The sequence below is a fragment of the Flavobacterium sp. 9 genome (assembly GCF_002754195.1).
Lineage (GTDB): Bacteria > Bacteroidota > Bacteroidia > Flavobacteriales > Flavobacteriaceae > Flavobacterium.
In genome coordinates, this window is sequence record NZ_PEEU01000001.1 from 5,273,219 (window position 1) to 5,286,271 (window position 13,053).

Below are 13,053 nucleotides of genomic sequence, written 5' to 3' on the forward strand. Positions count from 1 at the left end.
GGAGGGCTTTTTTTTATGCTACATTTTCGTTACAATATTATAGTATAAATACACAATAGGAATATTAACCAACAGAATTAATATTTTGTTGAGGATATATTTTCTTTGATTCGGTCGTTTTATAAAATTGTCAACCAAATGAATAAACATGATAAAATTGACCAATATTGCCGAAAACGCAAAAGGCCATGCAATAACCAAAATATTTGGACTTTCATTTGAAGCAACATAAAGTATAAATAGAATTGTGCTTATAACAAGAGTTCCAACTGCTAATGCGGTGGCGTTTTTTTCTTCAAAAGGTTCTTCGATAATAGTTTTCATAAGTTTAAATTTTAAAGGTTTCCTGAATAGAGTGAATTGGAGTAAATAACATTTTTGAAAAATCCAGATAATAAAACGGAAGCGCTTGCTTTCCTCGTTTGTATTGTTGTAAAAAATAAGAGAATTGATTAGGATAAAATGGAGTGCCGGAAAGTATAACGACAAATAGATACAAGCTTTTTTTTCCGTTTCCTAAAAGATAATATTGCATTCCAATTTCTTCCGTTACAGATACTCCTGTATTAGTCAAAACATGAATAATATCATGATCTTCGAGTTTTGGCTGAATATCAAAATGATTTTTGGACAGAAACGTGCCTAAACCAAATCCTAAACTTTCTTTAGGATATTGACACAATTCGGATTGATTAATTTCCCAAGGAGTATTTTTCTTGAAATATTTTTGATATGGTTTTCTAGTCCATTCATACATCTTTTCTACAAGAATATCTTTCATATAATTAAAATTAAAAGTTCTTTGAAATTCAAAGTGAAATAATAAATAAAAAAGCTAATTGTTCTGAATTAGCTTTTTTGATAATTCTTAGTAACTTAATAGTTGTCTATAATAGTTTTTAATAAATCCGAATCGGCAAGATCAACAGGAGCGATCACTTTTTCTTCTAGCGGAATATTATTGCCATATCTTTCTTTTAATATTTTTTGAACTCGAGCATCGGTTAAATTAAAATCTTTCAATTCTCTTAATTTTGAAAGCTCAATACCAGCCGCATTTTTATATATTTTCCAAACCAGTTCAGAGCAATATATTTTTGTATCGGTCCATTCAAAATAAGCATCATATTGTTTTCCATCAAACTGCTGACTGTAATTTTGCATCTTTTGCACTACAATCGGAGTCAAAACCTGATCAGCATTTTTTAATCGTTTTACAACATATTTATTGTCTTTTCCGTGTTGAATCCATTCGTCAAACGGAGTCAGTTTTACCGGTTGAACAGCTTCAAAAACAAACCATTTTCCGTCTATATTGTAGATAATTCCGCAATGAGAAAATTTTGAATTAGTCGCAATTCTTACCGCTTCACATTGAGGAGATTGTGAGGTTTGAAAAATAATATCACCGTCTTTGAGTTTAGTTTCTGCGACATTTTCAGTTTTTTCCTTCTTAGTTTTCGAAAATGGATTATTCGGAAAAACAGACATTGCAACAAATAAAGCAAGACCAAAACTTAGCAGAAATGTAATTCCCAGAAACAGATATTTTTGTTTTTTCATCTTTTTATTTTTGAATTCTAAAAGTACTTTATTACGCTTTATGTCAATTATCTTTTTTAAATAATTTAACACAACATAAAAAGAACTTTGAGTTACAAAGTAAAACATAAAAAAAATAGCTACCAAATAAATGATAGCTATTTTTAAAAGTATTTTTAAGAAATATTAGATTCTGAAAATTCCACCCACAGCGATAATTCTTTGGAAAAAGAAGAAATCTTGCGAAGCTTTGTCTTCATTGCTTGTTGTAGTTCTAATATCCTGCATGTTGATATAACCGCCTTTTAACTCACCTTGCAAATAGAAATATTTGAAGAATGTAAAGTTAATTCCCGCTTTCGCAGATAAACCGTATCCAGAAATGTGAAAATCATCATGACGTTCCATTCCTAATAAAGTTGTATTTGTTTTTGGGTATAAAAGTCCCGCACCTAAACCTTCAGTTAAGTTAATCTGAACTTTATCTGTATTTGGCAAACCAAACCATTTCGAAATATCGTCATGTCTGGAAACCTCAGTATTGATATAGTTCAAACCATCTGTATGTTCGTACATTAAAAACGCAGTACCATTTGGATTAGTAACACCTTTATCATAACCACCTTCAATAGCACCACCTTGAGACATATCTACAGGAGTATTATTGTAAACTCCGTTGTAAATAGATCCAGCCTGATCAGCAGGTAAGTTAATATAACCAGTAACATTTGCTGTCTGATTCTGAGTCATCACATATTTCATGTGATCCCAACCAATCGAAACACTGTAATGATCGTTAATGAAATACCCCATTCTAAAATTAGTTTGCGGAATCGTCATGTTTGCCGGATTTACATAATCAATATGATACCCTTTTGGTTTATCATGAGCTTTCATATCCGCAACGGTAAAGTTGTAATCCTTACCTCTGAAATTTACATCAGATTTAGTGTAACTGTCTCTATTACCACCCCATGAAATGAAGAATTTACCTTTATTATGTGCTGTGTATTTTTCTACAGCGATTTGTTCTTGCGCAAAAGTGTTTAATGAAAAACACAATAAGGCGAAAAATAAAAATTTAGTTTTCAATGAACGTAATGTATTAAATTTAAAATGAGTTAACTGTTTTTCTGATAGCAACCAACTTGGTCATTAGGCCTTCAAAATAGTCTAAATGAAGCATGTTAGCGCCATCACTTTTTGCATTAGCAGGGTCAAAATGAGTTTCGATAAAAATACCGTCAACACCAACAGCGATTCCCGCTTTGGCAACAGTTTCGATCATATCAGGTCTTCCGCCCGTAACACCTGCAGTTTGGTTAGGTTGCTGCAACGAGTGCGTTACATCAAGAACCGTAGAAGCATATTGTTGCATAGTAGGAATTCCTCTAAAATCAACAATCATGTCCTGGTATCCAAACATAGTACCACGATCCGTAACCATAACATTCTCATTATGACAATCTAATACTTTTTGAACCGCGTGTTTCATGCTTTCCGGACTCATAAATTGTCCTTTTTTCAAGTTCACCACTTTTCCAGTATTTGCAGCCGCCACAACAAGGTCAGTCTGGCGAACAAGGAAAGCTGGAATTTGCAATACATCAACGTACTGCGCAGCCATTTCAGCATCTTCATTAGTATGAATATCTGTTACAGTTGGAACGTGAAAAGTTTCAGAAACTTTTCTTAAAATTTTTAATGCTTTTTCGTCACCAATTCCAGAAAAACTATCAATTCTAGAACGGTTGGCTTTTTTAAACGATCCTTTAAATACATAAGGAATCTGAAGTTTGTCGGTAATACCAACTAATTTTTCAGCAATTCTAAGAGCCATTTCTTCTCCTTCAATAGCGCAAGGTCCCGCCAATAAAAAGAAGTTTCCACTATCAGTATGCTTAATTTGAGGAATATGTTGTATGTTCATAATATGATTTTTTGACAGTGCAAAGGTAGTTATGATTTATGAATAGCGGATTAAGATTTAAGTTTTTTTTAAGAATCCCGATAGCTATCGGGACTGCCCGTTGCAATCTTTTTTTCTAAACCCTTTTTTTCTTGGCACTTGCAGGAGCTTCTTCTGGTCGCTCTGCAAAAACCAGAAAAAATAGGCTTTCTCAAAAAAGGATTTCCTCCCGAAGCGTCGGGACTATCAGGGCTAAGACTTTACTGGAATTATAGTGTTTATTGAGCAATTTTTTTATATCCATATATATGTTTTAAGAAAGAACAATGTTAAGATATTACAAAAAAGCAATCCATGATATTTATCAGTTTTTACCTGTTTTTTTATATTTTTTTAAACGCTTTTCTTTTGATATACGTACAAAAATTTTCGGCGCTATTTCTCGATAACAATTCTGGTTCTTTGTAGTTTTATATAAAATATCCAAAATAAAATCTGCCCAATAAAAAACAGAATATTAAGAAGCATATTAATATATACGACTTTTTTAATTTGAGATAGAATGATATCCGAATCGTTTAAATTAAGAGGAACAAGTTCATATAAGTTTAATTTAGCAACTACAACCGCTGGAATTGTCAAGGCTAAATGGATAATAAATTTTTTTAACTTTATTTCATTACTAGTTTTTGAAAGTTTCCAATAGTAAAAACTAACAATGCTTAAAATTATAAACTTAACTAGATTTGAAATTAATCTTACAGGAATTATAGTAGTATTCCAACCAGGAATTATCGAATTAAAAAAATCAGAGTTAATAGAAAGAACAAGAATATAATATGGAAATATAATTGTCGATAAAAGCAAGAAAATTATAAAAGCTGTTTTTGTTTTGATCATTTATTCCTCGTAAGATTTTTTAATATAATACTGTACAATTATAACAATTACAAGGATTATTGAAAAAAGGAAAGAAATCATAAAGATTCCTATAAATCCCATTCCACATCTGTAGGGTTGACCTTGAAGTTGCTCTTGAAAGTTATTTGAAGAAATTATAAATGCGATAATTGTTAATGCAATTTGTAAAATAACGCTGATCATAGAAACAGTTCCAAATTCTAATGTAATAGATTCAGCAATTGCTTTTCGACCAAATATAATCTGAAAAACTAAGGGTAAAATGATTAAAATTAATGGAGATATTCCGAACATTTCTGGATCGCTATTTATTAAATATTATTCTTAGGTTTGAAAAAACTATTCTTTCTTCAAACCTAATCCCATTGGAACCATTAAAATTCCTTTTTCGTAAATATTCAAATAAAGAGTAACAGGTTTCTTTTGACCTTCCCATCTCAGCTCATAAACATTTAAAAAACCAGCGCCCATATTACTTCTTTTAGTTGGAAAAGGACAACAGGTTTCTAATCTTTTATAGGTTATTTTTTCACCATTTGGACCGCAAAGAGCATTTAAAAAACGAGTTTCATTCAAAGCTTCATCAGCAGTATTTCTATAGAAAATATTAACGGGATAATCAGGGTCATAGCCGTATTTTTTGTCTTTACTAAAAAGAGTAATGGCAAAAGTATTGTCTTTTTTCAGAACTAGATCCGGCGCATTATCATCTACATTTTTCAAAGTAGATCTTGTACTCACACAAGAAACTGTAGTAATAAGTAAAACAATAAAAAGGGCTATTTTTTTCATGGGTTATGGTATTGGTCGTACAAATATAAAAGTAAATTGGTTTTTGCCACAGATTAAAATATTAAAAAGATTATTGATTTAGAAAATCTGTGCAAATCCGTTTTATCAGTTAAATCCGTGAACTATTTTTATTCTGCTTTTTTAGGATTCAGTTTTAATATACCAACCACAATCAGATATTGTGCCACAAGATACGTTAGCATAATAAAAAAAGAACTTTTCTCGATTGGAGTATGAAATTTATTTACAGCCAAAATACTATCAGAAAGAACAAATACAATTGCACCCAGAAAAACATAAGAGTTTCCAGGTTTTTTCCAGACTAAAAAGCCATTAAATGCAAACAAAAGCATAATCGAAATCACAGAAGCATATACCGTTACCGGAATTTTTAAATCGCCTAAAGTTGGCAATAAAACAGAAAGCATTCCGATGAGATAACAAGCGATTAAAATACTTCCGATACCAAAAGCGGCAATATTTTTTTTGATTGTTCCTTTAATTTGCTTGTTAAAAAGGATACAATATGTGATATGAGAAATCAGAAAAGCAACTAATCCCAGAATAAAATAGATCTCGGCAATATCAGTAAAAAGTAAAATTACATCGCCAATCCATGAAAACAGTAAAGCGGTTAGCAATGTGTTTTTTGAAGGGAACTTTCGATAAAAATAAACACCAAAACCTAATAACGGAATCAAAAGTGGCTTTAAAAACAGGTTTAAGCTTTCATATCCCCAAAATAATACAAGCAAATAGAAAGCGCTAAATGCAATATAGATTTTAAAAAATGTAGAATTTCTCATAAGCGGTTTATGAATTGATTGGTTGAAGTTGGTTAGTTCTAAAATCTATTTTTACAAAGTAAATCGCAGTTAGTAACGATAAACTTAAATAGGTCAAAATGATATAATTGCCAAGGTGTTATTTAAACCAAACCAATCGCCATAATAAGATATAATTCCAATTGCAACGGCTAAACGCAAAGCTTCCCAAAAAGGAGCATATTTACTTTTATCCATTAACTCTGTATAACTGTAAATCGTTAATAGAATAAAAAAGCCGTAGAGAAAGATATTCGGCAAACCAATTTTTGCAATATTATCAAACAAGTAACTCACAAATAAAAGTGTAATTAAAACCTGCGTAACAGACCAATAAATTAGTTTTTGAGAGTTTTGTGTGCCATATTTATCAAAATCAAAAACGTTCTCGATTTTATTTACTGGATATTTTTCTTCAAAATTTTCCGGACGCCAACCTGTTGGTTTGAACCAAATTGTGAGTTTGTCCTTCCAGTTTTCTGCTCTCCATGCGTCTTTGATTAACAAACTAAGATGCTGAAAATTAATCCGGATTGGATTCCAGGTTTGTGCCGGTCTTGTGATTCCAAAAACAGGCGGAACATCTTCTAATTCAGCTTGAAAAGTACCAAAAAGTTTGTCCCAGAAAATAAATATCTGCGAATGATTTTTGTCTAAATATTCGGGATTTATCGCATGATGAACGCGGTGATGCGAAGGCGTAACGAGAATGTTCTCTACAAATCCCATTTTTTTAATATGCTTGGTATGATACCAAAATTGAAGAAATAAATGCAATGGCAAAGTAATCGCAATAACCGATGCAGGAACACCAATTATAGCTGCGGGAATCAATAAAAAAGTAAAGAGATTCACTAAACTTGCAATAGGTTGTCGCAAAGCGCAGGCAAGATTAAATTCTTCGCTGCTATGATGAATGGCGTGTTTGTTCCAAAGAAAATTGATTTGATGTGCCAGTCTGTGGCTCCAATATCCATAAAAATCAATGACGAAAAAAGCGATGCAGTAGGAGAGAACATTAGCTTCGAGATGGTAGATTGCTAATTTAGAAACCAACCATTCATAAGAGATAAAAGTCAGACTTAACCCCAAAACATCCTTTACAGAATTGGTAATTCCAGAGCTTATGCTCGACACGCTGTCTATTAAAGGCGCAGTGTCGTCTTTTTTATAAATGCCGTATGCTTTTTCGATTATAATTAGTACTAAAAAAATCGGCATGGCGATAATCAATATCTTTCCGTATTCTTCCATAAAAAAAACATTCTATTTTATCCAAATATAGAATAAAATAGAATGTTTTTTAAATTATTTGCAATTAAACAATTTCAGCGCTTAATCCGGCTTCTAAAAGTTGGGTGCATTGCGGTTTTAATTTGTCAATTGGACCAGTCTTTACGGTGCATTTTCCGTTGTAATGTACAATTAAGGAACATTGTTCTGCTTGTTCTGCCGTATGGCTGCAAACGCGCATTAATGTGTCAATTACGTGATCAAAAGTGTTTACATCGTCGTTATAAACAATGATTTCGTTATTGAAAGCTGTAGCTTCCTTTTCGCGTACTCTCTCTCTTACTTTTTCTTTAGTACTCATTTTTTTAAGGTTTTTGTACTGATGTAATTAGTAATTTTCTCGCCACAGATTTCATAGATTAAAAAAGAATAAAACCAATGTAAACTCTTTGATAGTTCAATCTGTGAGCTATTTAATAAACAGATAATCAACTATCTAATTTACGTATTTTAATGAAACCCAGTTGTTTCTTTCAAATTTTTTAACATATGTTAAGCCTTTTTCCGTGCAGGAAGCATCAATAAATGGAATGTCTTCTACATAGAAACCGCTAAACAATATAATGCCGCCTTTATTTAAGCAATCAACATAACTTTGCATATCATTCAATAAGATATTTCGGTTGATGTTAGCAATGATTAAATCATATTTTTTACCGGCTAATAAAGCTGCATCGCCTTCATAAACGGTGATATGTTTGCAATTATTGCGTTCAGCATTTTCGATAGAATTCAAATAACACCAGTTGTCAATATCAATAGCATCGATTGGCTCAGCGCCTTTCATTTCGGCAAGAATAGCTAAAATAGCAGTTCCGCAACCCATGTCTAAAGTTTTTAAACCTTTGACATCAATTTCTAATAAATGCTGAATCATCATGTGAGTCGTTTCGTGATGACCAGTTCCAAAACTCATTTTTGGTTCGATTACGATATCAAATTCAGCATCAGTTTTTTCGTGAAAAGGAGCGCGAACATGACATTTTCCGTCAACATCAATTGCTTCAAAATTCTTTTCCCATTCCTCGTTCCAGTTTACCTGATCGATTTCTTCAATTGTATATTCAATTTTAAACTCCTCAGATTCTAAGATATAAATGTCATCAAGAATATTTTCGTCCCATAAATCTTTTTTCACAAAAGCAGAAATTCCAGTTTCTGTTTCTGTAAAAGTTTCAAACGCTTTTTCGCCTAATTCAGCAATTAAAATTTCTGAACCCGGTTCTTTTGGTTCAATCGTAAAATGGTATCCTAAATATATATTTGACATAAAAAAAATTTTTGCAAAGGTAAGAATAGAAAAGAGAAGTTGTTCATAAATAATCCATATCCTTACATATATTAATGTTAATTTTGATCAGAATTTGTAAGGATTTTTAAAATATGAAGAATATCATTTTTATTTTGCTCTTTGTGGTACTTAATGGAGCAACTTGTGAGAAAGAACACGAAATAGTCAGATCGTTTTGTTATTGGAAAACCGATTTGAATTTTGAAAATCAAGATGATTCTCTATTTAAAGATTTGAAAGTACAGCATATGTATGTACGTTTTTTTGATATCGATTGGAATCCGTATGCCAAAGAACCTTTGCCCGTTGCAACAATCAGAAACACAAGTCTTAATGAAAGTAATCCTGAAATTACACCAAGTATTTTTATTACGAATGAAGTTGTTTTGCAAGCCAATAAAAAACAATTGGATAGTTTGGCGGTTAGAATTGCAAAACGCGTTGAACAGATTGGTGTAAATATAAAAGAAGCTAAAGCCGATAAAATCGCCAATGCAATTGTCTATCCAAAAGATTATTACAAGCAGGAAAACTATAAACGCATCAATTATGATTCTGTAAAATCGATTGAATTAGCAAAGCTAAAAGTTGATTTTAAAGAAATTCTGATCGATTGTGATTGGTCCGAAAAATCAAAAGACAATTACTTTTATTTACTGAAACAAATCAAAAAAGGATTTCCAAATGCTCAGATTTCGTCTACAATCCGACTTTGGCAATATAAATATGCTTCAAAAGCTGGAATTCCTCCAGTAGACAAAGGTTTATTAATGTGTTATAATTTGGCGAAACCAGATGATTTTAGCACTAAAAACTCCATTGGAACAAGCGAAGAATTGGCGCAATATATTACGCACGATCAATATAAGTTACAATTGGATATTGCTTTGCCGCTTTATAGTTGGGCAGTTGTTTTTAGAGGAAATCAGTTCAAAGGGATTTTATCAGATTATGACCAATTACGAAATGATTCTATAAAATTGAAGAAAGTGTCCAACACTAAATATGTTTTGCAAGATGATATTTTGGTGGGACAAACTTATTTGAGAAACGGAGACGAAATTAGAATCGAGAAAATTTCTGAAGAAGAACTTGAGAAAATGATTTCTATTGTGAAAAGTAAAATCAAGATTGATAATCAGACCAAAGTGACGTTTTTCTCTTTCGATAAAAAATACATCAACGATTATGGAACCCAAAATATATCCAGCTATTATGAAAGTTTTTAGTAGTTTATTTTTAGTTTTTAGCATTCAGGTTTCTTTTGCCTGCGGTTGGAGTGTTTCGCCAGAAACCAGTCGGCTAGCATTGTTTAAAGCGCAAAGAGAAGGCTTTTTTAAACTGACACCGTTTTATTATTCGGCAGATTATTACTATTCGACCAATACAGTTTCGGGTGTTGATCAGGAATTAAATTGCTTAGAATGGAAGAAAAAATTAGGTAATAAAGTCGATCCAAAAGATGTTCATACTATTTTGTATGAAACAGATTCAGAACAATTTGAAAATGCTTTTGAATCTAAATCACTGAAAAAAGTATTCGGAAAAAACACCTTTATTGAAGCGTTATTATTATCGAAAAATAAAGCTTTTCTAAACTACATTTTATTTGCTAAAAAACTCGAATACAATAGTAATCAGGATGTAAAATGGGAATCTTGGGAACAAATAGGTTACGGAAGTAAAGATCATAAACTTGCCGATGTAAATAATTTTGAAAAGAAAATTAATTCAGCGAAATATTCTTTTTTGAAAGAACGTTACGCATTTTTAATTCTAAGATATAGTTTTTACGCTCAGGATAAAGCAGAAGTTATTCGTTTGTACGACACTTATTTTGCCGATAATAAAAACACCATTTTGCAACCTTGGGCTTTGTATTATAAAGCTTTATGTATTGAAGATTTTCCGTTACAGAATTACTTATTGAGTAAAGTTTTCGCTTCATGCGAAGAAAAATCTTTTGCCGTTTTACAACATTATAATTGGAAATTAACGGAACAAACTTTGGCTTTGGCCCAAAATGACGAAGAACGAAGCGTGATTCTTTCAATCGAAAGTTTCCGTAATCCTGCACCGGATTTAAAAACAATTGAAGAAGTTTATAAACTAAGTCCGAATAGTATTAATTTGAGTTTTTTGATAGGAAGAGAAATCAATAAACTCGAAGATTGGATTTTTACGCCACAATATACCAATAACGGAAGTCCGTCTATAACATTCGAAGGCACAGATTGGTATGGAGATTATGCTAAAGCCAAAGAGGAAAACTTAAGTAAAGACATTTTGCATTTAAGAGCATTAGAATATTTTTTAATTTCGATAAGAGAACAAACTTCAGGCGAGCAAAAAGAATATATCACGTCGGCAATTGCACAACTTTGTTTTATGGATGATGATATTGAGTTGGGTAAAAAATATACCAATATGATCACGGATAAAGCTAATGCATCGATACAAATGCAAAAGAACATTCAATTGGCTTTGGTTTCTTTAAAGCAAGACGATTTAAAAAGTGAAAAAGTTCAAAATCAGCTTTTTAAATATTTTGATTCTATCGAAAATCTGGTTGAAACAGATTATGGTTTATTTAAGAATCTGTATAGTTTATATAGAATTGCAAGCGCTGATTTTGCTAAAAAAGATGATCGCGTTACAGCAGGATTATTAATGATGAAATCAGATCTTAAAAACGAAGGAGAATATTCAGCTTACAATAATCCTTATTTCTATAGTTATATTGGTTATTTTGACAGAATTGCAACTGTCGAAGATGTAGATCGTTTGATCGCTTTACAGCAAAAGGAAAATAAAACACCTTTTGAGAAATACATTTGTTCCGGAACAATTTCGCCAAATATAAATTATTATAAAGACCTAAAAGGAACAATTGCTTTTAGAAACAATAATCTGGAATTGGCTTATGAAACCTTTTCGTCAATGCCAAAAGATTTCTGGGATAAGAATTATGCGTACAAAGATTATTTAAATGAAAATCCATTTACGCCTAAAATTCTGCAAAATGATAAAGAAAGAAAATTCGATTATCATTTTAATAAAGCTGAGTTTATTGCAAAACTAATTCAGTTAAAGAAACAAAATACGGCAACAAGTAATTTGCAATTGGCGCACGCCTATTTTAATGTTTCGTATTTAGGAAATTCCTGGATGATGGTTGCTTACGATTGGACATCTGGAGAATCGTATGTTGATTATGTTTATGGAGATAATTCTGAGAATGAAAAAACATATCAGAAAGGCAATTATTACAGCTTAACAATAGCTAAAATGTATTACGAGAAAGCCTTGAAAATGTCTAAGAATAATAATGAAAAAGCAATGGCAAGTTTAATGATTTTCGAATGTAATTATTACAATCATTACGCAAATATCATTTCTGCCGAAGAAGAAGCTAAAAATCCGTTTAAAGCAGGGAAGGAGTTAGTCAATTTCTATTCGGTTTACAAAAACACACCAAATTTCAGAAAATACAATTGCCCTTTGTTAAGAGCATTTATAAATTAAGTTTTTCACCATATAAGGGATATAAGAAAATTTAAGCTTGACTTTGCGCAAAACTTTAAATGAACTTAAATCACTTATATGGTAAAAAAAAACGTTCGCTGATGCGAACGCTTTTATTATTTTATCTTTTGTTAGATGTTTCTTAGATAGCAGTAACAATTGCTAAAAAGTCATCTGCTTTTAAAGCAGCACCACCAATTAAACCACCGTCTACGTCTGGTTTACCAAAGATTTCTTTAGCGTTGTCTGGTTTTACAGAACCACCGTATAAGATAGAAACTTCGTCAGCGATTTCAGCTCCGTAAGCTTTACGAACAACTTCTCTGATGAATTCGTGCATTTCCTGAGCTTGTTCTGGTGAAGCAGTTTCTCCTGTTCCAATAGCCCAAACTGGCTCATAAGCCAAAACAATTTTAGACCAAGATTCTTTTCCAATTTGGAATAATCCGTCACGTAATTGATTTTCAACAATATTAAAGTGATTTCCTGATTGACGATCTTTTAATTCTTCTCCAAAACAGAAAATTACAGTTAAGTCATGTTTTAATGCAGTATCAACTTTACTTGCGATTAAAGCGTCAGTTTCGTGAAAAATAGCGCGACGCTCAGAGTGACCAAGAATTACGGTGTTTACACCAATGCTAGTTAACATATCAGCAGAAATTTCTCCTGTAAAAGCTCCACCTTCAGCTTGGTGAACGTTTTGAGCAGCAACACCAATAGTTGTGTTTTTTACTTTAGCAACAGCTGCTTGTAAGTTTACAAATGTTGGAGCAACAATTACCTGAGCAGTAGTTTGTGCTGGTATTTTAGTAATTAATTCGCTTAATAATTCTTCAGTTTGAGCTGCGTTTTTATGCATTTTCCAGTTTCCTGCAACAATCTTTTTTCTCATTTTGGTAGTTTTTATTTTTTTGTTTTATTGAAGTAAAGTCAAAAAATGATATTGATTTTTG

13 protein-coding genes and 1 pseudogene are annotated in these 13,053 nt (G+C 31.7%); 2 read left to right on the top strand and 12 right to left on the bottom strand.

Features of this window, described 5'->3' with window-relative positions:
- Window positions 1-18: 18 nt before the first annotated feature.
- The 11 genes and pseudogenes from CLU81_RS22025 to prmA all read right to left on the bottom strand — a co-directional run bounded on the left by CLU81_RS22025 (window position 19) and on the right by prmA (window position 8,551).
- On the bottom strand, window positions 19-324 hold the full coding sequence (locus CLU81_RS22025; protein WP_099711779.1) for a hypothetical protein: 306 nt from the start codon (window positions 322-324) through the stop codon (window positions 19-21).
- A gap of 4 nt (window positions 325-328) precedes the next feature.
- Entirely contained in the window at window positions 329-781 is a 453-nt protein-coding gene (locus tag CLU81_RS22030; protein ID WP_099711780.1) for a hypothetical protein, read from the bottom strand.
- 95 nt (window positions 782-876) lie between these two features.
- Window positions 877-1,563, bottom strand: a complete 687-nt coding sequence (locus CLU81_RS22035) for a YiiX family permuted papain-like enzyme (protein ID WP_099712836.1) — start codon at window positions 1,561-1,563, stop codon at window positions 877-879.
- Between the two features lie 165 nt (window positions 1,564-1,728).
- Entirely contained in the window at window positions 1,729-2,634 is a 906-nt protein-coding gene (locus CLU81_RS22040) for a hypothetical protein (protein ID WP_099712837.1), read from the bottom strand.
- A 19-nt stretch (window positions 2,635-2,653) separates the two neighbouring features.
- Entirely contained in the window at window positions 2,654-3,472 is an 819-nt protein-coding gene (gene kdsA / locus CLU81_RS22045) for a 3-deoxy-8-phosphooctulonate synthase (RefSeq protein ID WP_026982277.1), read from the bottom strand.
- Between the two features lie 879 nt (window positions 3,473-4,351).
- Window positions 4,352-4,666, bottom strand: coding sequence for a hypothetical protein (locus CLU81_RS22055; protein ID WP_099711782.1), 315 nt, complete (start codon window positions 4,664-4,666; stop codon window positions 4,352-4,354).
- 45 nt (window positions 4,667-4,711) lie between these two features.
- Window positions 4,712-5,164 carry a 2-dehydro-3-deoxyphosphooctonate aldolase gene (locus CLU81_RS22060; RefSeq protein WP_099711783.1) on the bottom strand — a complete coding sequence of 151 codons (453 nt, stop codon included), beginning with the start codon at window positions 5,162-5,164 and terminating at the stop codon, window positions 4,712-4,714.
- Between the two features lie 128 nt (window positions 5,165-5,292).
- Window positions 5,293-5,970 (bottom strand): lysoplasmalogenase, encoded by a 678-nt coding sequence (locus CLU81_RS22065; RefSeq protein ID WP_099711784.1) that lies wholly within the window; start codon window positions 5,968-5,970, stop codon window positions 5,293-5,295.
- A gap of 7 nt (window positions 5,971-5,977) precedes the next feature.
- A pseudogene (locus tag CLU81_RS22070) lies at window positions 5,978-7,242 on the bottom strand (sterol desaturase family protein).
- Between the two features lie 64 nt (window positions 7,243-7,306).
- Window positions 7,307-7,582: an ATP-dependent Clp protease adaptor ClpS gene (locus CLU81_RS22075; RefSeq protein ID WP_099711786.1), complete on the bottom strand. Its 276-nt coding sequence runs from the start codon at window positions 7,580-7,582 to the stop codon at window positions 7,307-7,309.
- 135 nt (window positions 7,583-7,717) lie between these two features.
- Window positions 7,718-8,551, bottom strand: coding sequence for a 50S ribosomal protein L11 methyltransferase (gene prmA / locus CLU81_RS22080; RefSeq protein WP_099711787.1), 834 nt, complete (start codon window positions 8,549-8,551; stop codon window positions 7,718-7,720).
- A gap of 113 nt (window positions 8,552-8,664) precedes the next feature.
- On the opposite strand from prmA, the gene CLU81_RS22085 reads away from it, so the two are divergent.
- Together CLU81_RS22085 and CLU81_RS22090 are read left to right on the top strand one after the other, a co-directional pair.
- Entirely contained in the window at window positions 8,665-9,801 is a 1,137-nt protein-coding gene (locus tag CLU81_RS22085) for a hypothetical protein (RefSeq protein ID WP_099711788.1), read from the top strand.
- Complete coding sequence (locus CLU81_RS22090; RefSeq protein ID WP_099711789.1) at window positions 9,761-12,097, top strand: hypothetical protein; 2,337 nt, start codon at window positions 9,761-9,763, stop codon at window positions 12,095-12,097. Before CLU81_RS22085 ends, CLU81_RS22090 begins: the two co-directional genes overlap by 41 nt.
- A gap of 142 nt (window positions 12,098-12,239) precedes the next feature.
- Here CLU81_RS22090 and tpiA read toward each other — a convergent pair whose 3' ends face one another.
- Window positions 12,240-12,992 (bottom strand): triose-phosphate isomerase, encoded by a 753-nt coding sequence (gene tpiA / locus CLU81_RS22095; protein ID WP_099711790.1) that lies wholly within the window; start codon window positions 12,990-12,992, stop codon window positions 12,240-12,242.
- Window positions 12,993-13,053 lie beyond the last annotated feature (61 nt).

Excerpts from the sequence above, each read along its gene's own strand:
- CLU81_RS22025 (WP_099711779.1), bottom strand. The coding sequence starts at position 324 with ATGAAAACTATTATCGAAGAACCTTTTGAAGAAAAAAACGCCACCGCA.
- CLU81_RS22030 (WP_099711780.1), bottom strand. The coding sequence starts at position 781 with ATGAAAGATATTCTTGTAGAAAAGATGTATGAATGGACTAGAAAACCA.
- CLU81_RS22035 (WP_099712836.1), bottom strand. The coding sequence starts at position 1,563 with ATGAAAAAACAAAAATATCTGTTTCTGGGAATTACATTTCTGCTAAGT.
- kdsA (WP_026982277.1), bottom strand. The coding sequence starts at position 3,472 with ATGAACATACAACATATTCCTCAAATTAAGCATACTGATAGTGGAAAC.
- CLU81_RS22055 (WP_099711782.1), bottom strand. The coding sequence starts at position 4,666 with ATGTTCGGAATATCTCCATTAATTTTAATCATTTTACCCTTAGTTTTT.
- CLU81_RS22060 (WP_099711783.1), bottom strand. The coding sequence starts at position 5,164 with ATGAAAAAAATAGCCCTTTTTATTGTTTTACTTATTACTACAGTTTCT.
- CLU81_RS22065 (WP_099711784.1), bottom strand. The coding sequence starts at position 5,970 with ATGAGAAATTCTACATTTTTTAAAATCTATATTGCATTTAGCGCTTTC.
- CLU81_RS22075 (WP_099711786.1), bottom strand. The coding sequence starts at position 7,582 with ATGAGTACTAAAGAAAAAGTAAGAGAGAGAGTACGCGAAAAGGAAGCT.
- prmA (WP_099711787.1), bottom strand. The coding sequence starts at position 8,551 with ATGTCAAATATATATTTAGGATACCATTTTACGATTGAACCAAAAGAA.
- CLU81_RS22085 (WP_099711788.1), top strand. The coding sequence starts at position 8,665 with ATGAAGAATATCATTTTTATTTTGCTCTTTGTGGTACTTAATGGAGCA.
- CLU81_RS22090 (WP_099711789.1), top strand. The coding sequence starts at position 9,761 with ATGGAACCCAAAATATATCCAGCTATTATGAAAGTTTTTAGTAGTTTA.
- tpiA (WP_099711790.1), bottom strand. The coding sequence starts at position 12,992 with ATGAGAAAAAAGATTGTTGCAGGAAACTGGAAAATGCATAAAAACGCA.